The sequence below is a fragment of the Cerasibacillus quisquiliarum genome (assembly GCF_014202495.1).
Taxonomy (GTDB): domain Bacteria; phylum Bacillota; class Bacilli; order Bacillales; family Amphibacillaceae; genus Cerasibacillus; species Cerasibacillus quisquiliarum.
In genome coordinates this window covers 90,134-112,420 of sequence record NZ_JACHHA010000003.1, presented here as the reverse complement: position 1 = coordinate 112,420, position 22,287 = coordinate 90,134, and the positions used below count along the sequence as shown (strand labels likewise).

General features: G+C 35.7%; 22 protein-coding genes. 2 read left to right on the top strand and 20 right to left on the bottom strand.

Annotated features, from left to right (window positions below):
- Positions 1-18: 18 nt before the first annotated feature.
- Positions 19-3,585 carry a chromosome segregation protein SMC gene (gene smc / locus HNQ35_RS05075; RefSeq protein WP_146935628.1) on the bottom strand — a complete coding sequence of 1,189 codons (3,567 nt, stop codon included), beginning with the start codon at positions 3,583-3,585 and terminating at the stop codon, positions 19-21.
- A 140-nt stretch (positions 3,586-3,725) separates the two neighbouring features.
- Here smc and HNQ35_RS05070 point away from each other — a divergent pair, with 140 nt between their 5' ends.
- Complete coding sequence (locus HNQ35_RS05070) at positions 3,726-3,947, top strand: DUF1128 family protein (RefSeq protein ID WP_146935626.1); 222 nt, start codon at positions 3,726-3,728, stop codon at positions 3,945-3,947.
- A gap of 62 nt (positions 3,948-4,009) precedes the next feature.
- Here the strand turns inward: HNQ35_RS05070 and rnc are convergent, their stop codons facing one another.
- From rnc to HNQ35_RS05015, 11 genes are all read right to left on the bottom strand, one after another.
- Positions 4,010-4,702: a ribonuclease III gene (gene rnc, locus HNQ35_RS05065; protein WP_146935624.1), complete on the bottom strand. Its 693-nt coding sequence runs from the start codon at positions 4,700-4,702 to the stop codon at positions 4,010-4,012.
- 78 nt (positions 4,703-4,780) lie between these two features.
- Complete coding sequence (locus tag HNQ35_RS05060; RefSeq protein ID WP_146935622.1) at positions 4,781-5,014, bottom strand: acyl carrier protein; 234 nt, start codon at positions 5,012-5,014, stop codon at positions 4,781-4,783.
- A 69-nt stretch (positions 5,015-5,083) separates the two neighbouring features.
- Positions 5,084-5,824: a 3-oxoacyl-[acyl-carrier-protein] reductase gene (gene fabG, locus HNQ35_RS05055; protein WP_146935620.1), complete on the bottom strand. Its 741-nt coding sequence runs from the start codon at positions 5,822-5,824 to the stop codon at positions 5,084-5,086.
- Between the two features lie 7 nt (positions 5,825-5,831).
- On the bottom strand, positions 5,832-6,770 hold the full coding sequence (fabD, locus tag HNQ35_RS05050) for an ACP S-malonyltransferase (protein ID WP_146935618.1): 939 nt from the start codon (positions 6,768-6,770) through the stop codon (positions 5,832-5,834).
- Positions 6,767-7,771, bottom strand: coding sequence for a phosphate acyltransferase PlsX (gene plsX, locus HNQ35_RS05045; RefSeq protein WP_146935616.1), 1,005 nt, complete (start codon positions 7,769-7,771; stop codon positions 6,767-6,769). Before plsX ends, fabD begins: the two co-directional genes overlap by 4 nt.
- Positions 7,772-7,811: 40 nt before the next feature.
- Complete coding sequence (fapR, locus tag HNQ35_RS05040) at positions 7,812-8,381, bottom strand: transcription factor FapR (protein WP_146935614.1); 570 nt, start codon at positions 8,379-8,381, stop codon at positions 7,812-7,814.
- Positions 8,382-8,494: 113 nt separating this feature from the next.
- On the bottom strand, positions 8,495-10,528 hold the full coding sequence (recG, locus tag HNQ35_RS05035; protein ID WP_146935613.1) for an ATP-dependent DNA helicase RecG: 2,034 nt from the start codon (positions 10,526-10,528) through the stop codon (positions 8,495-8,497).
- A gap of 16 nt (positions 10,529-10,544) precedes the next feature.
- Positions 10,545-11,417 (bottom strand): L-serine ammonia-lyase, iron-sulfur-dependent, subunit alpha, encoded by an 873-nt coding sequence (gene sdaAA, locus HNQ35_RS05030; RefSeq protein WP_146935611.1) that lies wholly within the window; start codon positions 11,415-11,417, stop codon positions 10,545-10,547.
- Positions 11,418-11,450: 33 nt separating this feature from the next.
- On the bottom strand, positions 11,451-12,113 hold the full coding sequence (sdaAB, locus tag HNQ35_RS05025) for an L-serine ammonia-lyase, iron-sulfur-dependent subunit beta (RefSeq protein ID WP_146935609.1): 663 nt from the start codon (positions 12,111-12,113) through the stop codon (positions 11,451-11,453).
- A gap of 167 nt (positions 12,114-12,280) precedes the next feature.
- The gene (locus HNQ35_RS05020) at positions 12,281-13,942 is read right to left on the bottom strand and encodes a fatty acid kinase ATP-binding subunit FakA (RefSeq protein WP_146935608.1); all 1,662 of its coding nucleotides are present in this window, start codon (positions 13,940-13,942) and stop codon (positions 12,281-12,283) included.
- Positions 13,943-13,971: 29 nt separating this feature from the next.
- The gene (locus tag HNQ35_RS05015; RefSeq protein ID WP_146935606.1) at positions 13,972-14,334 is read right to left on the bottom strand and encodes an Asp23/Gls24 family envelope stress response protein; all 363 of its coding nucleotides are present in this window, start codon (positions 14,332-14,334) and stop codon (positions 13,972-13,974) included.
- Between the two features lie 282 nt (positions 14,335-14,616).
- Here HNQ35_RS05015 and rpmB point away from each other — a divergent pair, with 282 nt between their 5' ends.
- Positions 14,617-14,808 carry a 50S ribosomal protein L28 gene (rpmB, locus tag HNQ35_RS05010; RefSeq protein WP_146935605.1) on the top strand — a complete coding sequence of 64 codons (192 nt, stop codon included), beginning with the start codon at positions 14,617-14,619 and terminating at the stop codon, positions 14,806-14,808.
- 48 nt (positions 14,809-14,856) lie between these two features.
- Here the strand turns inward: rpmB and spoVM are convergent, their stop codons facing one another.
- The 8 genes from spoVM to fmt are packed head-to-tail and all read right to left on the bottom strand — an operon-like array spanning position 14,857 to position 22,287.
- Positions 14,857-14,940, bottom strand: a complete 84-nt coding sequence (gene spoVM / locus HNQ35_RS05005) for a stage V sporulation protein SpoVM (RefSeq protein ID WP_146935966.1) — start codon at positions 14,938-14,940, stop codon at positions 14,857-14,859.
- A gap of 48 nt (positions 14,941-14,988) precedes the next feature.
- Positions 14,989-15,633 carry a thiamine diphosphokinase gene (locus tag HNQ35_RS05000; protein WP_146935603.1) on the bottom strand — a complete coding sequence of 215 codons (645 nt, stop codon included), beginning with the start codon at positions 15,631-15,633 and terminating at the stop codon, positions 14,989-14,991.
- Positions 15,634-15,638: 5 nt separating this feature from the next.
- Positions 15,639-16,307, bottom strand: coding sequence for a ribulose-phosphate 3-epimerase (gene rpe, locus HNQ35_RS04995; RefSeq protein ID WP_146935601.1), 669 nt, complete (start codon positions 16,305-16,307; stop codon positions 15,639-15,641).
- Positions 16,308-16,309: 2 nt separating this feature from the next.
- Positions 16,310-17,191 (bottom strand): ribosome small subunit-dependent GTPase A, encoded by an 882-nt coding sequence (gene rsgA, locus HNQ35_RS04990; RefSeq protein WP_146935599.1) that lies wholly within the window; start codon positions 17,189-17,191, stop codon positions 16,310-16,312.
- Between the two features lie 13 nt (positions 17,192-17,204).
- Positions 17,205-19,196, bottom strand: a complete 1,992-nt coding sequence (gene pknB / locus HNQ35_RS04985; RefSeq protein ID WP_146935598.1) for a Stk1 family PASTA domain-containing Ser/Thr kinase — start codon at positions 19,194-19,196, stop codon at positions 17,205-17,207.
- Positions 19,190-19,951, bottom strand: coding sequence for a Stp1/IreP family PP2C-type Ser/Thr phosphatase (locus HNQ35_RS04980; RefSeq protein ID WP_146935596.1), 762 nt, complete (start codon positions 19,949-19,951; stop codon positions 19,190-19,192). Before HNQ35_RS04980 ends, pknB begins: the two co-directional genes overlap by 7 nt.
- A gap of 41 nt (positions 19,952-19,992) precedes the next feature.
- Complete coding sequence (gene rsmB, locus HNQ35_RS04975) at positions 19,993-21,342, bottom strand: 16S rRNA (cytosine(967)-C(5))-methyltransferase RsmB (protein WP_174771657.1); 1,350 nt, start codon at positions 21,340-21,342, stop codon at positions 19,993-19,995.
- A gap of 6 nt (positions 21,343-21,348) precedes the next feature.
- Positions 21,349-22,287, bottom strand: a complete 939-nt coding sequence (gene fmt, locus HNQ35_RS04970) for a methionyl-tRNA formyltransferase (RefSeq protein ID WP_146935594.1) — start codon at positions 22,285-22,287, stop codon at positions 21,349-21,351.

The following is a 22,287-nucleotide window of genomic DNA, read 5'->3' as shown; positions in this document are numbered from 1 at the left end:
TGATACAATCATCCCTTCTTAGGCTTTAATAAATTGTTCTGATTCTTCAAGGCGAACGGAAACAAATCGTGATACACCTGACTCTTGCATTGTCACCCCATATAAAACATCAGCTTCTTCCATCGTACCTTTTCGATGTGTAATCACTATAAATTGTGTATCATGACTATGTTGTTTAACATATTTTGCGAAACGTACAACATTTGCTTCGTCTAACGCAGCTTCGACTTCATCTAAAACACAAAATGGAACCGGACGAACACGTAAAATGGCAAATAATAGAGCAATAGCAGTTAGTGCTCGCTCACCCCCTGATAAAAGTCCTAAATTTTGTAATTTCTTTCCTGGAGGTTGCGCAATAATGTCTACACCAGTATCTAATAAATTATTTGGATCGGTTAATTGAAGTTCAGCTCGTCCACCGCCAAATAACTGTTTAAATACAATACCAAATTCCACTTTAATTTGTGAAAATGTTTCATTGAATAATCGCTTCATTTCTGTATCCATTTCATCTATAACATCATACAATGTTTGCTTTGCTTCGACTAGGTCCTTTTGTTGTGTTGTCAGAAATTCATATCGTTGCAATATGCGGTCATACTCTTCAATAGCACCAAGATTCACAGTTCCTAAGCGGTTTATTTGTGCTTTGATTTCGTCGACTTTGCGCTTTCCAGCTTCGATATCATCTAATTTTTCATACAGTTCACTAGCTTTGTCAAATGTTATCGTATATTCTGTTTCTAAATGACTGAGTCTGTTTTCGAGGGCGACATCTAAGCGATTTAACTGAACTTTATGTTCTGTTACATGATCAGATAATTTTTGTAATATTTTCTTTTCTTCTTTTAATTCTCGTTCTTGATCTTGAATATATGTTGTGTCTTTCATTCGATATGTTCGTTTTGTTTGTATAGTTTTGATTAATTGTTCTTTTTCCGTTGTTAGTCGTTTGATCGTTTTTAGAACTGTTGCGTGTGACTGTTGTATTTTGTCCGCTTCCGTCAAGCGACTTAACTCAAATGTTATTTGATCGTATTCCTGCTTATATGCTTTTATCTGTCTCTTGATTGATTCAGTTTGATTAAATTGATGTTTAGTCCTTTCTTCCTTTTCAGCAAGCAAAATTCTCGCTTTCTGATAGTCTTGCTTCAGCCCTTCTTGATTTTCATAGAATGAATCTTTTTCTCTTGTCAACTGCTCGATCTGATGATTAATTGTTTCAAGCTTTATACGACTTTTTTGAAGCCGATTCGCCATTTCTTTATCTCGTTTTTGTAAATACTCTTTATCTGATATTAATTGTTCAAGTTCAAGTTGAAGTACGTGTTGACTTTCTTCCGTAGTTTGTAACTTCGTTTCCAATTGTTTTACTTTCGTATAGGCTTCTTGAACTTGTTGGTAATCTGAATACAAACCTGCCTCAATTGTTTGATAATGTTTTTTAAATTGCATAAGTTTTGCATGTTTCTTTTCTAATTGCAACAAAAACGTTTTGCGTTTTTCATTGTACTTTGTTAATTGTTGAGTGAGTTCATCAATCTCCATATCTCTTGTAAAAAGAGATTGAGATTGTTTGCGCTTAGCCCCTCCTGACATCGAGCCGCCTGGAAAAACGACATCACCATCTAATGAAACAATTCTAAACTTACGCTCGGTGATGCGGTTAATATCATTAGCATCTTTCAATGTCTTAGCAACAATGACATGTCCCATTAAGTGTCTAATAACTTTTTCGTAAGGGGCTTTAGTATGCACAAGTTCTGATGCAATACCTACATAACCTGGATGTGATTCTGCCATCTGACGGAGATGATTAGGAACAAAACGCTCTTGAATCGACTTTAGCGGTAGGAATGTCGCTTGTCCATTATTTGTATCCTTTAACCATTGAATTGCACGTCTGGCTGCTATATCATCAGTCGTCACAATATGTTGAGCTTGGGCACCAAGTATCGTATCAATAGCGTATGTATATTGATGTGGTACTGAAATGATATCAATAACTGGTCCATGTATCCCTTTTAAATGTCCTCTCCGCCAAGCTTGCAAAACAGATTTAGCTCCATGATAAAAACCTTGAAAGTCTTTCTTCATTTCTTCGAGCATTTCTTTCTTTGAATGCAACTTATTAATGATTCGATCATATTGGACTAGCTTTTCGTTTGCCACTTGTACATTTTTAGTAAGTTTTTCGATGTCATTTTTTAAACGTGCGTGTTTTTGTTCATTTTTTTGGTATTGTTCTTGCAGTTTTTCTAAATGGTTCTGGGCAGTTTCTTTATCAAATGTTAGTTGTTTATTTAAATGATCATGTGATGCCTTTCTTTCATCTAATTTATTTTCTTTTATTTCTATTTGTAATAATTGCTGTTCAATCGATTGCTTTTCGTTATTATCTGCCGCTTGTTGATTTAAGAATTCTATATATTCTGCCTTCAATTGTTCAAGCTTGTTTTCGATATCTTCAATATTATAGGACAGTTTTTTTTCTAATTGTCGAACATTTAATTTAATATCGTCTCTTTCTATTTTTAGTTCATTTAATGTTTGATTCTCTTTAGCTAGTTGTTTTTCTAATCTAGCTCGATGTTCATTTAGATCCTTTTGCTGTTCGATTAGTTTTTCTTTGTTTTCACTAATATGCTTCGTCCGTTCATGAAGTAAATTTTTTTGTCCTTCTGCTTGTTCTAATTTCTGTGTTATTTCTAGCAATTTACTTTGATGTTGTTCAATTTCTTTATCTAATTGTTCAACAGCTTGACGTTTTTCTACGATAACAGCTTCATTTTTCTGAATATATGTTTTAAGTCGTAGTTCTTCTGATATATCATGTTCATATTTTTCCTTTAACTGCTTCCATGAACAGTGTAGCTGATCAATTTCTGTTACAAGTAGTGATATATCATGATGTTTCAACTGTTCTCGTAATGCTTTATACGTCTTAGCTATTTCAGCTTGTTTTTTTAATGGATCTAGTTGTTGTTCAATTTCATAAATAATATCTTCGACACGATATAAATTTTCAGCCGTTTCAGCAAGTTTAAATTCAGCTTGTTTTTTTCGTTGTTTATATTTTAAAACACCAGCAGCTTCTTCAAAAATGACACGACGTTCTTCTGCTTTCGAGCTAAGAATCTCCTCTACACGCCCTTGACTAATAATGGAGAATGCTTCCTTACCTAATCCAGAATCCATGAATAAATCGATAATGTCTTTTAAACGACAAGCTTGTTTATTAATATAGAACTCACTTTCTCCTGAACGATATACTCTTCTAGTAACACTTACTTCTTCATAATCGAGGGGCAAAGTTTGATCACTATTATCAAGAACTAAGGTTACTTCTGCAACATTTAATTTATTCCGTGTATCACTTCCTTGAAAAATAATATCTTCCATTTTTGCTCCGCGAAGTGATTTAGCAGATTGTTCTCCTAATACCCAGCGAATCGCGTCTGTTATATTGCTCTTTCCACTTCCGTTAGGTCCGACGATTGCTGTCATACCAGGTACAAAATCTACTTTAATTCTTTCTGCAAATGACTTAAATCCGATGCTTTCTAACCTTTTTAAATGCATAACTATTCTCCTTAACATATATCTTAACAAATCATTATCAAAGACGATGCTTGGCTTTTAACTGTATTTATTTTATCATAAGGTATATTAGGGAAGGAATTGTTTTATAAAATAGATTAGTAATGAGTGAGGTGACAGGGGTGAATTTAGAACATCCGTCAGTAGAAAATTTAAAAGTCATATTAACTGAGCTAGGCAATGATTTGAATATAGCAAATCGCGGACTTCTAGATCCAAAAGATTATAATCTTGAGAAATACAATGACATTAAAGCGATGTACGATATGATTAAACTAAAAGGGAACTTAACAGCGCTTGAAGCACAAGCTTTCCTAGATGAGTTGCGCAAGGTAAGAATTTAAATGTTTATTTTAAAAGACATCACCTAGACCTGGTATACCGGGTCTAGGAAGTCTTCCACTTCTTAAGACTTATGCTCACGTAAATTTTCTAATGCTTCTTTAGCAGCAAATTGTTCCGCTTCTTTCTTCGTTCTACCCTTTCCTTTGCCTTTTACTTCTCCATTAATGTTTACTTCAGCAATAAATTGTTTATGGTGCGATGGACCAAGTTCATCGGCAATATGGTAGTATATAGAATGGTTTTTATGTTTTTGAACAACTTCTTGTAATTGACTCTTATAATCCATCACATGCGAAAAAGCACCTGTTGATATGTCAGGAAAAACATGCGTTTCCAAAAACTGTAGTGTCGCAGAATAACCTTGATCTAAATATAATGCTCCTAACAAAGCTTCAAACGCATCAGCCAAATTGGCGGACCGTTCTCGGCCACCAGTTTGTTCTTCCCCTCTACCTAATCGTAAATATTTTCCGATATTAAGCTTTCTAGCATAACGTTCAAGTGAAGCTTCACAAACGATGGTAGCTCTTAATTTAGTCATTTCACCTTCTGGCTTATCAGTCATTGAGCGAAATAAATATTGTGATACTCCTAACTCGAGAACTGCATCACCTAAAAACTCTAAACGCTCGTTATCTGCATAATTATCTTTTCGATGCTCATTCACATAGGATGAATGTGTAAATGCTTGTTTAAGTAGTTCAGGATTATTAAAAGTAACGCCAAGTTTCTTTTCAATTTGGGATATATCCATATGTTTCACCTCCCATTATAATAATTGGAAGAAAGCCTTGCAATGGCAAGACTTTCTTCTCTTGTGTTAAATTTAATTTTATTGATTGCTGTTTATGTAGTTGACAGCATCTCCAACCGTTTGAATTTTTTCCGCTTCATCATCAGCAATTTCCATATCAAACTCATCTTCTAACTCCATAACAAGTTCAACAACATCTAATGAATCAGCTTCAAGATCATCAATAAAAGATGCTTCCATTGTTACCTTTTCTTCTTCAACGTCAAGCTGATCAACGATGATTTTCTTAACTCTTTCAAAAATATCTTCCATCTCTTTCACCTCCTTTCAACATAAAGCATAGTTAACATCAGCTTACAATGCAATGGATATCATGAACTTTTACATCACCATACCGCCATCAACATGTATAACTTGTCCTGTTATATAGCTTGCATCATCTGATGCTAAAAAGCGAACAACTTTTGCAATATGTTCGGGTTGACCAAGTTTAGTTAAAGGTATCAGTTTTAACATATCTTCTTTCTGTTCATCAGTTAAAACCGCTGTCATATCTGTTGTAATAAAGCCAGGGGCAACAGCATTTACTAAAATATTTCGAGATGCGAGTTCTTTTGCTGTAGTTTTTGTTAATCCGATGACACCGGCTTTTGCAGCAACATAGTTCGCCTGACCTGGATTACCTGTCACACCGACAATAGATGCCATATTAATAATGCGTCCTGATCTTTGTTTCATCATTGTTCGTGCAACAGCTTTTGTACAGAGAAAGACACCTTTTAGATTCGTATCAATGACGTCAGTGAAGTCCTTCTCTTTCATACGCATGATTAAATTATCTTTCGTAATCCCTGCATTATTAACAAGAATATCTAGCCGATTAAACGTATCAGTTACTTTTTTCACCATTGTTTTTACACTTTGTTCGTCTTTTACATCAGCTTGGATAGCGATTGCTTTTCTCCCAAGTGATTCGATTTCCTGAACAACAGACTCTGCTTTTTCCTTACTGCCCGCATAGTTGACAGCAACATGTGCTCCATGACGGGCAAGTTCCAATGCAATCTCTCGTCCAATACCTCGGGATGCACCTGTTACTAAAGCAACTTGATCAGTTAACATAATTTAGTTACTCCTCCTTTTTATACCACTCGATAAATTGGTGTAATGATGCCTGATTATCAACTGAAAATGTTTGGACTTTACGGTTTATTTTTCGAACTAAGCCTCTTAACACTTTCCCGCTTCCTAATTCAACAAAGGTGTCAATACCTGAAGCAATCATGTTCTTTATGGATTCTTCAAAACGAACCGGAGAATACAGTTGTTTAATTAATAGCGATTCGATTATTTCACTTTCTTTCACTGGCTCCGCTGTTACATTAGCATAGACTGGTATCATAGCATCATTGATTTGCGTTTTTGAAAGGTCTTTTTTAAATTGTTCACTTGCTGGCTTCATTAATCGTGAATGAAAGGGACCACTAACATGAAGCGGGATCACACGCTTCGCTCCTTTTTCTTTCAATCGTGTTGTGGCAATGTCTACACCTCTTTTTGTGCCTGAAATAACGATTTGTCCTGGACAATTTAAATTAGCTATATCAACGACTTCATCAGTTAAGTTTGTGAGTATTTCCTCGATTGAATCGATGTCAAGTCCTAAGACAGCAGCCATCGTTCCCTCACCTTTTGGTACAGCTTTTTCCATTAATTTTCCTCGTGTGGCAACTAAAGGTAAAGCATCAAATAATTTAAGTGAGCCAGCTGCAACAAGGGCACTATATTCTCCTAAACTATGACCGATTGTCGCTTGTGGTGTGATACCTTCTTGTTTTAATAATTCATAAATAGCTATACTAGATAACACGAGCGCTGGCTGAGCATTTTCTGTTTCTGTTAACAGCTCTTTTGGACCATGAAACATCATCTGTTTTAAATCTTTATTTAAAATAGTATTTGCTTTATCATACATGTCCCGGACAGTCGGAAACTGCTCATATATGTCTTGACCCATGCCGACTGTTTGTGAACCTTGTCCAGGAAACATAAATGCAACAGACTTCATTTGTTTTCCTCCTGTCCTTTGATTTGTTCAAGAGTTGATTGCATCGTATCTGTTACTTGATACTCAACCATATGGCAAGCTTGTTCGATTGCACTTACAATTGCACGTGCATTAGAAGAACCATGAGCCTTAATAACAGGTGCTTTTAATCCAAAAAGACCCGCACCACCATATTCTGTATAGTCAAGTTTTGTTTTTAATTGTTTTAATTCATTTTTCATAAGACCTGCGGCTAATTTTGTTTTCACAGAAGAATAGAAAACATCCTTCAACATTTGAAACATTGATATTGCTGTACCTTCTATTGTTTTTAAAGCAATATTTCCACTAAATCCGTCTGTTACGACTACATCTGCGACGCCATTTAACAAATCTCTCGCTTCTACATTACCAATAAAATGAATAGGAGTATGTTGTAATTGACGAAAAGCACGACGCGTTAAATCATTTCCTTTTCCATCTTCTGTCCCGACATTTAACAAACCAACTGTTGGTTTAGCTATCTTTCTTACTTTTTCTGCATAAATAGATCCCATCACTGCATATTGTACGAGATGATGAGGTTTAGCATCGACATTAGCTCCAACATCTAGCATTAAAAAGCCTTTACCATCAAGAGTGGGAAATGTAGGCGTTAATGCCGGACGAGCAATACCAGGAATACGTCCAACAACAAAAAGCCCAGAACTCATTAAGGCACCCGTATTACCCGCTGAGACACATGCATCTGCACGATTTTCCTTCACCTCATTTGCCATAAGAACCATCGATGCATTCTTTTTACGACGTACGGCTCGAACAGGCTCATCATCACCTGTTATCACTTCACTTGTATGTAATATATCGATACGATGACTATCTGTTAGAAATGGTTCAATTTGTAACCGATCACCGACTAAAGTAATTTCGAGATTTTCCTTTTGCTTAATGGCTTCCATAGCACCTTCTACGATTGCTTTTGGTGCGTGGTCACCACCCATGGCATCGATTGCTAATTTCATAATTTGTATCTCCTTTTATTACAAAATATCATCCATATGATTAATCTATCGAATCTCTTGAACGATACATATGGAATTCTCCGGTAAAGACTTGTTCATTATTAACAAAACTATCAACTTGTACAATCGTTAAGCCTTTATCGGTTTGTTTTTTTACAACTGCTTTAGCAACTACACGTTCCCCTTGTTTAACTTGTCGAATGAATCTAATATTCGACTTCGCTGTTAATGCTAGTTCATCATTGAGAACAGCAACTGCTAATGAATTGGCTTGGGCAAAAATATGATGACCACGCGCAATATTCTTTTTTGTAAACACATGTTCACGGCCTATATCCATAATTGAAATCGCCTTTTTATCAAGTTCTAAATCAACGACTTCACCAACAATATCTTCGACAGCAAGAGCACGAACTTGTTCATTCCATTGTAATTTAGCAACAGATTTAATTCGCTCACGTAATTCTGGAATTTTCAATTCCATTCGGTCGAGTCGAATTGTTTGGATACTGACTTCAAAAATTTTAGCCAATTCCTCATCTGTAATAAAAGGTGTATATTCAATCGTTTCTTTTAATAAACGTTGTCTTTCTGCTTTCGTTTTTCTCATGATAGATCCATCCACATCCATCTTCACAAAATTTATAACTAATTATTAAACATCATTTATGACTTGGTACTAAAAGTAATATATAATACCAAGAGAAAAAATGCAAGTCTTAATTAGTCTAAAGGCTTCGAAAAAATACCTTCTTTTTCCAGCTCATGAAGGAGCGTTTTATACTCTGGATTTTTAAAAATAATTTTTTGTTCAATAAGATGGCTAGCATCTTGCCTAGCTGTCTCTAATGCCCGGTAATCATGAACCATATCGGCGACTTTAAATTCTGGTAAACCGCTTTGTTTTTTTCCAAAAAAATCACCTGGACCTCGTAATTTTAAATCTTCTTCTGCCAATAGAAATCCATCGGTTGTTTCTGTCATAATACGCATCCTTTCTTTCCCGATTTCTCCCTTAGGTTCTGCTATAAGGATACAATAACTTTTTAAACGGCCTCGACCAACACGACCACGTAATTGGTGTAGTTGGGCCAAACCAAAACGTTCAGCATCATAGATTACCATAACTGTAGCATTCGGCACATTAACACCTACTTCGATAACAGTCGTTGAGACGAGGACATGAATTTTATTCTGTATAAATGCTTTCATCACGTCATCTTTTTCATCGCTTGGTAACCGACCATGCATCAGGCCGACTTTAATTTCTGAAGGATAATATGTTTGCAACTGATGATATAAATCGACAGCATTTTGAATATCAAGTTTGTCTGACTCTTCAATTAGCGGACATATCAAATATGCTTGCTCTCCTTGTTTAACTTTACGCTGGATAAAGTCAAGCGTATATTCCAACATGTTTTCCTTCACCCAATATGTTTCAACTTCTTTTCTACCAGCTGGCATCTCATTAATAATTGACACATCCATATCACCAAATGCTGTTATGGCTAATGTACGTGGAATAGGTGTCGCTGTCATAAATAACACATCAGCTAATTCACCTTTTTCTTTTAATAATCGACGTTGTTCAACTCCAAATCGGTGTTGCTCATCGATAATAGCTAAACCAAGATTATGAAAAATAACATCATCTTGAATTAACGCATGCGTACCAATCACAATATCTACTTCATTATTCTCCACATTAGACAAAATAGTAGCCCGTTTTTTACCTTTTACTGTCCCTGTCAATAAAGCAATTTTGACATGATCACCAAATAAAGATTTCAAAGATTGATAATGTTGTTCAGCTAATATTTCTGTTGGTACCATCAAAGCGCCCTGGCGACTTGCCGTTACCGATGCATAAAGTGCAATAGCAGCAACAACCGTTTTTCCTGAACCGACATCACCTTGTAATAGTCGGTTCATTCTAAAAGGGGCTTTTAAATCCGATAAAATCTGATTTAAAGACTTTTGTTGGGCATTTGTTAATTGAAACGGTAGAGTTTGAATAAACTGCTGAACTTTTTGTACATCATAATGCTGTGCTCTGCCTTCCTGAGCATCTCGATTTAAATGCCGTAATAATTGTATTTTCAATTGAAATAATAAAAACTCTTCATAAGTTAAACGTCTACGTGCATGTTTTAATGCGACACGATTAGGTGGAAAATGCATGACCTTTAATGCTTCAGTTCGATTAGGCAACTTGTAATCTACTAAAATATGTTTTGGTAAATGCTCCTTAATATGGTCTCCATAATCTATAAAGGCTTGCTTGATGATTTTTCGTAATTTATAGTTCGTCATTTTTCCCTTTACGGAATAAACTGGTTTTATTTTATCTGCAGGCTTTATGGGTCCGATTTTATATTGATCTACTGTAATTTGTAATCGGTGGGCATCCCATTTACCTATTAATGTTACGAGATCTCCTTGATTTATATGCTTTTTGGCAAATGCTCGATTAAACATCACCGCTTTAACAGCTACATGTTCGACCATGACATTAAAAAAAAGACGTGATTTTTTCTTCCCGAAATAAGTAAGGGAAGGTTCATGTGCTACCCTTCCCATAATAGTTACTTTATCTTCATGAATGAGTTCGCTAAGCGGCTTTATTTCAAACACATCATATCGATAAGGGAAATAAGTGAGTAAATCTTCTATCGTATGAATATGCATCATCTCTAATTCTTCTTGAACTTTTTTTCCGACTCCTTTTAAATTCGTTATCGGTTCGCTTAACACATGTATCACTCTTTCCTTACTTACTACCGAATAGTTTTTCTTTTAAAAAGCGTCCAGTCGGAGTGTCGGCTAGGCCGCCCTCACCTGTTTCACGTAAAGAGGCAGGTATTGTCTGACCAATTCGATACATCGCTCCTATCACTTCATCACAAGGAATACGACTTTTTACACCAGCCAAAGCTAAATCTGCACTTACAATCGCCAGCGCTGATCCTGCAGCATTGCGCTTTACACAAGGAACCTCAACTAATCCAGCAACAGGATCACATACGAGTCCGAGCATATTTTTTAATGTTATAGCAAAAGCGTCTGCACATTGCTCTGGTGTGCCACCAGCCATTTCTACAACAGCAGCCGAAGCCATGGCACCTGCTGAGCCAACCTCAGCTTGACAGCCACCTGCTGCACCTGATATAAATGCATTATTAGCAACGACAAAGCCAAAAGCACCTGCTGTAAATAGAAATCGTATCATTTGTTCACGTGTTGGATTTAATCTCTCTTTTACAGCAAATAAAACCCCTGGAACACACCCTGCACTTCCGGCTGTAGGTGTTGCACAAATCTTCCCCATTGCTGCATTTACTTCATTCGTTCCCATTGCTTTACTGACAGCATCTAACAGAAGATGACCGGATAATGGAGTTTTATCTTTCATATAGTTTTGAACTAAAACAGCGTCACCACCTGTAAGACCGGTAACAGACTGGACACCTTGTAAACTATCTTCAATAGCTTTTTCCATGACACGTAAATTTTTCTCCATTTGCGTCATCACTTGTTCACGAGTTACGTTTTGGACGTCCATTTCCTGACGAATCATCACTTCGGAAATAGGTATATTTTGTTGTTCTGCCTGATCAATAAGTTCGGCTACTGTACGGAACATCATCAGCCCTCCTTGTATGAACAAAGTTTTTGTTTAGCTTACTATTTTTGCGATTTGAATAATATGATCAGCTTCTTTTAACTCTTTAAGGATCGAGTCGGACACATTCTCATCAACTTCGATAACCATAAGGGCTTCTTTACCGATGTCTTTCCGATTGACTTCCATATGCCCAATATTAATTTGATGTTTCGCTAAAATTGCCGTCACCGACGCAATCGCTCCATAACGGTCATTATGCATTATTAAAATAGCGGGGTGATTTCCAGATAAACGTAATTCAAATCCATTTAGTTCGATAATCTCTACTTTTCCACCACCAATTGATACACCGATTAACTCCAATGTTTCATCATCATCACCTATAATAAGCCTAGCTGTATTCGGATGATTAACCCGTGCACTATCTTCAATAAACTCTATTTCAATTCCACGCTTTTTAGCTATCTCTAAGGCTTCTCTTAATCTTTCATCATCCGTATCAAAACCAAGTAATCCACCTATTAGAGCTAAGTCTGTCCCATGGCCACGATATGTCTTAGCGAAAGAACCGTATAAATGGATTTTAGCCCATTGTGGCTCTCTTCCGAATAAGTTTCTAGCTGCAAGCCCAATCCGTACGGCACCTGCTGTATGTGAACTAGACGGTCCGATCATAACTGGACCGATTATATCAAATACAGAATTAAACTTCATCACACCCACACCCCGCTTCTGCTATTCACATTACCTTAACTTGAATTATAGCAAAAATATCATTTATTATCACATCATTTTTTCGAAATAAAAAAATCACCCTTCTCACTTAGGTAAAGGGTGATATAAATATTTTCTTTGTGTTTTCCATTATGTCAATAGATAGATCATTCCACAGATAAAATATATGAGTAGATAGGCTGGTTACCATGATGTACTTCTATTTCTATATCATCAAATTTTTCTTCGACAAATTGTGTTAATTCCTTTACTTCACTATCTGTCACATCTTCACCGTATAAGATAGTTAATATCTCATCATCTTCGGTAATTAACTCTTGGAGTAACCCTTTAACTGTTTCAAAACGATCTGCCTCACATGATTTAATACTTCCATCTAAAATTCCCATGTAATTACCTTTTTTAATTAACATCCCGTCAATCTTCGTATCTCTAACTGCATATGTAACTTGTCCAGTTTTTACTTCTTCCATTGCTTCTGTCATATGCATATGATTCGTTTTAATATCTACATCAGGATGAAAAGCTAATAAAGCACTAATCCCCTGTGGAATGGTTTTTGTCTTAACAACTGCTACATTGTCTTCTGTTAAATCTCGTGCCTGTTCAGCTGTCATTACGATATTTTTATTATTAGGTAAGATGATAATATTATGGGCGTTCGCTTTCTTAATGGCATCTGTAATATCCTGTGTGCTCGGATTCATCGTTTGTCCACCTTCAATAACAACTGTTGCCCCGAGATTTTCAAACAGTTCTTTTATACCTGATCCCATAGCAACAGCGACAACAGCATATGGCTTCTTCTCAACTTCAGATTGTATATCTTCGTTTTTCTCTCTTAATATAGCAGCATGTTGTTCACGCATGTTTTCAATTTTCATATTGATGAGGCTACCATATTGTTGGCCAATTGTTAAAACCTCACCCGGATATTCCACATGTACATGAACTTTAACTATCTCATCATCACTAGCTACAAGTAAAGAATCGCCGTGTTTACTTAATTCCTCTCGAAACTTAGCTTCATCAAACGGTGTTTGTTCTAACTTATCTGCTTCAAACTTCACCATAAATTCTGTGCAATAACCGTAAACGATATCAGATGTATCCATAAATTCCTGGTTAATTTTATGATGCTCAGCATTTATTAATTCTTCCATTTTAATGGTGTCTGCTTCTTCTGGTAGGTCTTCACCTTTAAGGGCTGCTAAAAAACCTTCGTAAATTGTTACAAGACCTTGTCCACCTGAATCAACAACACCAACTTCCTTTAAGACAGGTAATAAGTCAGGTGTTCTATTTAATGATGCTTTCGCTTCAGCAACAACAGCTTCCATAAACGGAATAATTTTCGTTTGAGTTTCTGCCAGTTCGGATGCCTTTAATGCCGCATCCTTTGCAACAGTTAAAATCGTTCCTTCAACAGGTTTCATCACTGCTTTATATGCCGTATGAACACCTTCTTCAAAAGCTTTGGCTAATCCTTTAGTAGTCAGTACTGTTTCATTTTCGGCACCTTTTGCAAAGCCTCGAAATATCTGTGATAAAATAACGCCAGAATTTCCACGTGCTCCCATAAGAAGCCCCTTTGAAAGTGCTTTTGTAACATCGGATATATGATGACTATCAGTTTGTTTAACCTCTTTCGCACCAGATGTCATTGACAAATTCATATTTGTTCCTGTATCTCCATCTGGTACTGGAAAGACGTTTAATGCGTCAATATTTTTAGCGTTATTGGATAAATGGCGTGCACCGATTTGTACCATTTTCGCAAATTGTTTGCCATCTAATTTTTCCAACATACTTCCTCCTCTTACAATATAACAACAGACTAATCTTTATTAACACGTACACCCTGTATGTATATATTAATTGAATCAATTTCTAAGCCAAGGGTTTTCTCCAACGTATATTTGACTTGTGATTGAACATTATGAGCAACTTCAGATATTTTTGTTCCATAGCTCACAATGATATACATATCGATATGCAAGTGATTATTCTCTTTCCGGACAACGATTCCACGTGAATAATTTTCTTTTTTCAAAATTTCTGCAATACCATCTTTGATTTGACTTTTAGATGCCATTCCGACAATTCCATAACATTCAACAGCTGCTCCCCCAGCTATTGTTGCAATAACATCATTTGTAATCGTCACAATCCCATCACTCGTTTGAATTTCGATGGACATGTTGATCCTCCTCCATGTTAACTTAAACATATTCTACTATAAGCTGCGTCTTTTTAAAAGTAGACCCGAATACGCATCAATCCATTAAATTAACATAATCTTATCATTCATTTAAAAACGTATACAATGAGAGTGATTTTCTATCTTACCCTTTATATAGAATGAACGAATCCAATTGTTCTGTCAAGATTTTTTCCTTTCAATCGCACATATTGCATCTTTTTCTTACTTATGGTAAATTGAATAAAGTATTCGTTAGTTGTTATGTTAGGAGGGATTATGATGGCAAGAAGATGTGTTGTTACGAATAAACAAACACGCACAGGTAATAAGCGTTCTCACGCTTTAAATGCTAATAAACGTAAATGGAAAGCAAATGTTCAAAAAGTACGTATTATGGTAGATGGTAAGCCTAAACGTGTTTATGTTTCTGCTCGTGCTCTTAAAAAACTTGGGAAAGTTGAACGTGTTTAATATTAAAAAATAAAAGCACCGTTAAAAGGTGCTTTTATTTTTTAGTATTTACTTGTCTTTTTTGAAAATACTGATGACAATACGAACAAATCCCCCTATAAACCGTGGTAATTTAATAGTATAAAACTTCATGAGTTCGACCTCCTCATATCCAAAAAGCGTATACTATACATCGTCCCCTTATAAATCACGACTCCTTATTACTAATAGTATGCCAGTTTTATATAAAAAAGTACCTTTATTTTGAATGAGTTTATTAGAAATACAAAGAGAAGAACCAAATGAGACAGTTCGATCTGTTAATGAATAATAGAATCCATCAAGTGTTAGTCCAGTGACCTCTTTTGTTAAAGGTAGAAAAGATATATAAGGATAATCAGCTAGTGTAAAAACCGAATGTTTTCCTGGTAAAGTAATACCGAGTACATTTTGTTTATCTATAATCATTCCATTAATATTTTGTTCTAAAAGTTTTAGAAGAAGGTGGATATTAACAATAGTATGATCTAACCTTCCACCAGTGACGCCGAATAATGTTATTTTGTTTGGTTTATATGTTTTAGCGCAATCTAGAGCTAATTCAAGATCAGTCTTATCCTTCTTAACTGGATAACTTTTAACGATATGAGATGCTTTTTTTATTAACTTTAATTCTTCAGGGGTTAAGGAATCAAAGTCTCCGACAGCAATATTAGGTGATATTCCTTGATTAATTAAAGTTAAAGCGCCACGGTCCGCCCCAATCCACAAGTCGATTTGCTCTGAAAAGTTTGCCAGCAAAGGAATATTTTCCTGTGGTCCATTAGCAACAATGGCTATATTCATCTATGTTATTCTCCTTGAAATCGTTCAATTGATTGTCTTATCGTATGAATTGCATGTTTTCGATCTTCTTGACCAAATATCGCACTTCCTGCAACGAGTATATCCGCACCCGCTTTTGCACAAGTAAAAGCTGTTTTTTCATTAATTCCACCGTCAACTTCTATTAAAAAATCGTAATGATAGTCGTTTCTTATTTGAGCAAGTGCTTCGATCTTTGGCACCATTTCTCTTATAAATGTTTGACCGCCAAAACCAGGATTAACCGTCATAATTAATACGAGATCAACATCAGGTAAAATATGTTGAATCGTGCTGATTGGTGTCGCTGGATTTAAACTGACACCAGCCTTAACGTCATGTTTTTTAATTTGTTGAATGGTACGATGAAGATGTGTACAAGCTTCTTGATGAACAGTGATAATGGATGCACCTGCTTTTACGAATGTATGAATATATTTATCTGGATTTTCAATCATTAAATGTACATCCAAAGGTAGCTTTGTAATTGGTTTAATCGCCTCAACGACAAGTGGTCCGATTGTTATATTAGGAACAAAATGACCGTCCATTACGTCAATATGGAGATAATCTACACCTAATTGTTCCACTTCATTAATTTCCTCTTGTAATCGTGCAAAGTTTGCAGACAATATAGATGGTGCTATCTTTTTCATTATCAATACCTCGGCTTTCGTAAGTGTATTTCTTCTAAAAACTGAAGATAATGATTATAACGATATGTAGCTATCTCCTTACTGTTAACCGCATTTTTTACAGCACATCCCGGTTCTTTATCATGTAGACATCCACGAAATTTGCAGTAATGTTGAAGTGTTTTGATTTCTGGAAAACATAAACCGAGTTCTTCTTTTGAAATATGTGAGAAGTCTACAACACTAAAACCAGGTGTATCAGCAACTAGTCCACCGTTTATGTTAAGTAATTCTACATGTCTTGTCGTATGCCTCCCTCGACCTAAACTTTTTGAAATATGAGCCGTTTCTAATGTTAATGATGGTTTTATGGCATTTAGTATCGATGATTTTCCTACACCAGATTGTCCTGCGAATACAGTAATTTTTTCTTGAAATAGTGTTTTTATATCCATCATATCATCTCGTTGTTTAGCTGAAAATAATAAAACACGGTAGCCAACTTTTTCGTAAATTGTTTTATATTCTTTAATCATTTCTAATTCTTCTTCATCTGCTAAATCGACTTTATTAATAACTATGATTGGTTGAATCTGTTTAGATTCGATAAACACGAGAAATCGATCAAGTAATAATGAACTAAATGGCGGCATATTAACAGAACTGACAATCATTGCTTGATCAACATTTGCAATTGGTGGCCGAGAAAGTTCGGTCTTTCTCGGCTTAATTTCTTGAATATACCCTTCAGAATCAGCAGATTTATCAAAAACAACAAAATCTCCGACAAGTGGGGTTATTTTTTGTTTACGAAACAGACCGCGCCCTTTACATGCATACAACTCTTCACCAGATTGAACGTAATAGAATCCGCTCAAAGCTTTCATTATTCTTCCTTCTGCCATTTATTCACCCTCTTTAATCTTGGTAAGCTACGGTTTTTTCAATGATTAATTCATCGTCACGGACAACTTTATATTCACCAAATGTGCCAGGGGCAATCAGTAATGTAATCGTATATTCCGTATCGGTTGTAATCTTATCTTCCTTATATACTTTTGATATTTGATGTTCTAAATCTTTTATATAAATTTTTACCGTTTGTTCTTTTCGTTTCTCATCATCATTATTATCATCTTTTTCAGTATATGGTACGGTAAAAGTTACCTCTTGAGAAGCAGGTGGTTTTTCTTCGGGTCCGATTGAAACATATACATCAACTGTGGCCTCTTTATTTAAGGACGCACCGGAGTCCGGACTATGTCTAATGACATGACCTTTTGAAACAGCTTCCGAATGTTCTTCTTTCTTGTTCATTTTTAAGCCATTGTCCTCTAGGTAAGATTTTGCTTGTTCTAAAGTCATGCCCTTTAAATTATTTAAGGTAATTAATTCAGGCCCATTACTAATTTCAAAAATAACTTTTGTTTCGCTCGGAATGACTTCCGTATCAGGTGTTGGTTGTATTTGGCTTAGTATTTCACCTACGGGGTTATCTGAATGTTTTTCATAAGCGATGACATCTTCATAGCCTTTTTCTTCAAGTAAACGTTTAACTTGGTCAAAATCCTTCCCTACATAGTCTTCCATTTTAAATTTTTCTTTACCTACACTAACAAGCACTGTAACAGTCGATTTTTCTTTAGCTGTACGACCAACATTCGGATTCGTTTTAACGACTAATCCTTCCTCTACTTCTTCAGAATGCGTATCTTCTTTTTCTGCTTCTAAATTAACCTTTTCAAGCTCTTTGACAGCTTCCTCATAAGTCATTCCAATAACATCTGGAATAACGACATCTTTCGGTTGGAAAATACCGGGGATAATAAATAATGCAGCTAATCCAGATGCGATTAAAATAAAAGTAATAAGTAATATCCGACGCCATTTTTTCTTCTTCGTCTTTTTTGGTTTTTTTACATTCTGATTTTGATTAGTTGACACATTTATCGTCTTCTCATTCGGACGATGAACAATTGTTTCATCATGATTCGATATATCAGAGTCTTCTAGATTTGTAATAATTGGAATCGCTTTTGTTTCTTCTCCGACTTCTTCTGGCGGGCTATACTTCGGTTCATTTACACGATTAGGATCGAGAGCTGTTTCTAAACTATGATACATGTCACTTACTGATTGAAAGCGATGAAATGGATCTTTTGCTGTAGCCCGTAAAACAATATTTTCAATACTTTGAGGTATATCAGACTGATACCTTCTAACAGATGGTGTATTATTTTGCAAATGCTTTAGCGCAATAGACACTGGTGAATGTCCTGAAAAAGGTAATCGACCTGTTAACAATTCAAAAAAAACAATTCCTAGTGAATATATATCAGACTTCTTTGTTGCTAAACCGCCACGTGCTTGTTCAGGTGATAAATAATGAACAGAACCTAATATCGAATTTGTTTGTGTTAACGCTGTTGAACTAAGTGCAATCGCTATTCCGAAATCTGTCACTTTTACTTTTCCATTTTGATCAATTAAAATGTTTTGTGGTTTAATATCTCTATGAATAATATTATGTTCGTGAGCATGGTGTATAGCAGATGTTATCTGTTTCATAATATCTACTACATCTTGCATAGGGAGTGGACTGAAACGATGTATATATTCTTTCAATGTCATTCCATCAACATATTCCATTACCATATATAATAGATGTTCTTCATCGCCGACATCATAAATATTAACAATATTAGGATGGGATAAGCTTGTTGCCGACTGAGCTTCCCGATCGAAGCGAGCAATAAATTCCTCATCATTAGCAAACTCCATCCGTAGCATCTTTATTGCGACTTGGCGATTCAGTATTAAATCTTTTGCCAAATAAACATTAGCCATGCCACCGCCACCGATCATTTCTATGATTTGATAACGGTCATCTAATATATGACCTTTTAACATGTTGACTCACCTTTCTCAGAGTGGATTGGATGTTTCATTAAAACAAGTGAAACATTATCTTCTCCACCTCGGTCATTTGCTAAATCAATTAATCGCTGACCAATCATAGATATATCGGCATCCTGGCTTAGGTGATACTTCAAATCATCATCATCTACTTTGTCAGTTAAACCATCCGAACAAAGTAAAACAACAGCATCTTTATCCCAGCTTAATGAACGGACATCCGCTTCTACTTTTGGTTGTGTTCCCAATGCTTTTAGAACAACATTTTTTTGCGGATGGTGCTGGGCATCCTTTTTAGAAATTTCTCCAGAACGGACAAGCTCGTTAACGAGTGAATGGTCATCTGTAATTTGTGTTAATATGCCATTTTGATATTTATAACAACGACTATCACCTATATGGGCAACGGTTAAAAAGTCTTCAGAAAACAAAGTAATGACGATTGTTGTTCCCATCCCCTTACACTCGGCATTATCTTGTGCCATGTTGTAAATTAATGTATTAATATCATCTAACATTTGGACAAGCCACTTTTCAGCTTGTTCAGGTGAAGTGATTTTTTCACATGCTTGCCATTTTTCTTCAAACTTTTGTGTGGCCATATTACTTGCTACATCTCCTGCTTGATGTCCACCCATCCCATCAGCTATTACAGCAAGATATTGACCAGACTGATTTTGATAAAGCCCCCCAGAATCTTCATTATGTGGGCGAACTTTACCACGATCTGTATAAAAAACCCCGTCCATCGCACAACACCTCTTTATTGAACGAATAAAAATCATTCATACTATTTATATTTTATCAACCGAGTTAAAAAGAAACCATCCGTATTATAAGTTTGCGGAAATAATTGTAACCCGTACGGACTTATACCTGGTGAATGTCGTAATTGATCTGGTAATTGATTAAAAAATAATTGATCAACTTTATACATATCGTGTTTTTCAAGAAATCTCTTAACTACATCTTCATTTTCTGTTGGTTCTACAGTACATGTACTGTAAACTAATAACCCGTTCTTTTTAAGTAAGGGAGCTACTTCTGTAAGAATTGCAAGTTGTATGTCAGATAATCGTCTTATATCTGAGAGATTTTTGTGATACTTTATCTCTGGCTTATTCCGTATAACGCCTAACCCTGAACACGGAGCATCAACTAATATACGATCGAATGTGCTATCTTCATAACGTTGTCGCAGTGAGCGGGCATCATGTTTAGTTGCCTGAATCACGTTCAATTGAAGGTTACTTGCCTTTTTATTAATCATTTGAATCTTTTTTGCATGTAAATCATGGGCGTATATTTTCCCTTTATTTGCCATTTTTTCTGCTATATGTGTGACTTTTCCACCGGGTGCACTACAAGTATCTAATACTGTCATACCTGGCTCTACGTTCATCATTTCACCAACGAGCATAGAACTTTGATCTTGAATTGTCACTTGATTTTTCTTAAATAACGTTGATTTTAAAATATTGCCTTCTAAAATAAGAATACCTTGGGGTGAAAAAAGAGAAGGTTTTACAATATAGCCTTCTTCTCGTAACGTTCTCATCGCTTCATCTCGTGAAATGAGTAAAGGTTGAACTCTAACTGATATGGGCTGGTGAACGAGATTCGCTTCGCACATCTTTTTTGTTTGTTCCAAGCCGTAGTGATGAATCCAATGCTTTATAAGCCATTCAGGATGACTTGTTTTAATTGAAAGACGTTTTACATCTCCTTCAATTAAATCCGTATCTGGTACCCCTTGTCGTTGTATTTCACGCAACACTCCATTAACAAAAGAAGCGATTCCTTTATGCCCTCTCTTTTTAGCGATTTCGACTGCTTCATGGATAATTGCATATGTAGGCACACGGTCTAAATATATCATTTGGTATAGTGACATTTGAAGTAATGTTCTCACCCAGGGCGTTACTTTTTTGTTATGGTCAATATAATAATTTAAGTAATAATTCAATGTGAGCTTTCGTTGAATCGTACCATATACAACTTCTGTTAGCAAAGAACGATCCGCTAATGAAAAGTCGGTGTCTTTCATCGCTCGATCAATAAGTAAATGGCTAAAGCCTTTATCCTTTTCGATTCGAATCAATAGTTCAAGCATCGTCTCTCTAAGTACATATTTCTGCAAGAAGATTCACCCCATTTTTTTACCTACCTCAATTTCATCACGATATCCTAATAAAAATGCTTTCACAGTCATTCTTTTTTTTCCTGCTGGTTGTATTTCTGTTATACGAACTGCTTTCTGGTTACCACAACAAACAACAATAGCTTCTTCATTAACAACATCTACTATTTCGCCGGGATGACAATCGTATGTTTTTTCATCTAACTCTGCCCACCAAATTTTCACCGTCTTATTATTAAATGTAGTAAATGCTACTGGCCAAGGATTTAGTCCACGAATTTGATTATAGACTTCAATATGAGATTTACTCCAGTCAATTTTTTCATCACGACGAGTAATATTCGACGCAAATGTAGCTTTCGTTTCATCTTGTGGAATGGCTTTAATCTTACCTTCAAATATATCAGGTAATGTATCTAGCAATAAATCTTTCCCTAGTTCAGATAATTTATCATGCAAGGAACCTGCATGTTCATCATGTTCAATCGGAATACGACGCTGGGAAATGATATCACCAGCATCTAACTTCTCTGCCATATACATAATCGTCACGCCTGTTTCTTCTTTTCCTTGTATAATGGCATAATGTATTGGAGCTCCCCCGCGTAATTCAGGTAATAATGATGCATGAACATTAATACAACCAAATTCCGGTGCTTCTAATAATTCATTAGGTAGAAGTTGTCCATAAGCAGCCGTTATTATAATATCGGGTTTATAATCTAATATTACTTGATAATGTTCACGAAGTTTTTCAGGTTGAAAGACTGGAATGTTTAATTGTTCAGCTGCTACCTTTACGGGTGGTGGTGTCATTACTCTTTTTCTTCCTACTGGTCTGTCTGGCTGTGTCACAACGAGAGCCATTTCATAATCCGATTCAGTAAGAGCTTGTAAAATTGGCACTGAAAAATCAGGCGTTCCCATAAATACAATACGTTTCAT

What these genes read in the sequence shown, in the direction of transcription:
- smc (WP_146935628.1), bottom strand. Translation starts at nt 3,585, where the DNA reads ATGCATTTAAAAAGGTTAGAAAGCATCGGATTTAAGTCATTTGCAGAA.
- rnc (WP_146935624.1), bottom strand. Translation starts at nt 4,702, where the DNA reads ATGGATATATCCCAAATTGAAAAGAAACTTGGCGTTACTTTTAATAAT.
- HNQ35_RS05060 (WP_146935622.1), bottom strand. Translation starts at nt 5,014, where the DNA reads ATGGAAGATATTTTTGAAAGAGTTAAGAAAATCATCGTTGATCAGCTT.
- fabG (WP_146935620.1), bottom strand. Translation starts at nt 5,824, where the DNA reads ATGTTAACTGATCAAGTTGCTTTAGTAACAGGTGCATCCCGAGGTATT.
- fabD (WP_146935618.1), bottom strand. Translation starts at nt 6,770, where the DNA reads ATGAAGTCTGTTGCATTTATGTTTCCTGGACAAGGTTCACAAACAGTC.
- plsX (WP_146935616.1), bottom strand. Translation starts at nt 7,771, where the DNA reads ATGAAATTAGCAATCGATGCCATGGGTGGTGACCACGCACCAAAAGCA.
- fapR (WP_146935614.1), bottom strand. Translation starts at nt 8,381, where the DNA reads ATGAGAAAAACGAAAGCAGAAAGACAACGTTTATTAAAAGAAACGATT.
- sdaAA (WP_146935611.1), bottom strand. Translation starts at nt 11,417, where the DNA reads ATGTTCCGTACAGTAGCCGAACTTATTGATCAGGCAGAACAACAAAAT.
- sdaAB (WP_146935609.1), bottom strand. Translation starts at nt 12,113, where the DNA reads ATGAAGTTTAATTCTGTATTTGATATAATCGGTCCAGTTATGATCGGA.
- HNQ35_RS05020 (WP_146935608.1), bottom strand. Translation starts at nt 13,942, where the DNA reads ATGTTGGAAAAATTAGATGGCAAACAATTTGCGAAAATGGTACAAATC.
- HNQ35_RS05015 (WP_146935606.1), bottom strand. Translation starts at nt 14,334, where the DNA reads ATGTCCATCGAAATTCAAACGAGTGATGGGATTGTGACGATTACAAAT.
- rpmB (WP_146935605.1), top strand. Translation starts at nt 14,617, where the DNA reads ATGGCAAGAAGATGTGTTGTTACGAATAAACAAACACGCACAGGTAAT.
- spoVM (WP_146935966.1), bottom strand. Translation starts at nt 14,940, where the DNA reads ATGAAGTTTTATACTATTAAATTACCACGGTTTATAGGGGGATTTGTT.
- HNQ35_RS05000 (WP_146935603.1), bottom strand. Translation starts at nt 15,633, where the DNA reads ATGAATATAGCCATTGTTGCTAATGGACCACAGGAAAATATTCCTTTG.
- rpe (WP_146935601.1), bottom strand. Translation starts at nt 16,307, where the DNA reads ATGAAAAAGATAGCACCATCTATATTGTCTGCAAACTTTGCACGATTA.
- rsgA (WP_146935599.1), bottom strand. Translation starts at nt 17,191, where the DNA reads ATGGCAGAAGGAAGAATAATGAAAGCTTTGAGCGGATTCTATTACGTT.
- pknB (WP_146935598.1), bottom strand. Translation starts at nt 19,196, where the DNA reads ATGTTAAAAGGTCATATATTAGATGACCGTTATCAAATCATAGAAATG.
- HNQ35_RS04980 (WP_146935596.1), bottom strand. Translation starts at nt 19,951, where the DNA reads ATGGACGGGGTTTTTTATACAGATCGTGGTAAAGTTCGCCCACATAAT.
- fmt (WP_146935594.1), bottom strand. Translation starts at nt 22,287, where the DNA reads ATGAAACGTATTGTATTTATGGGAACGCCTGATTTTTCAGTGCCAATT.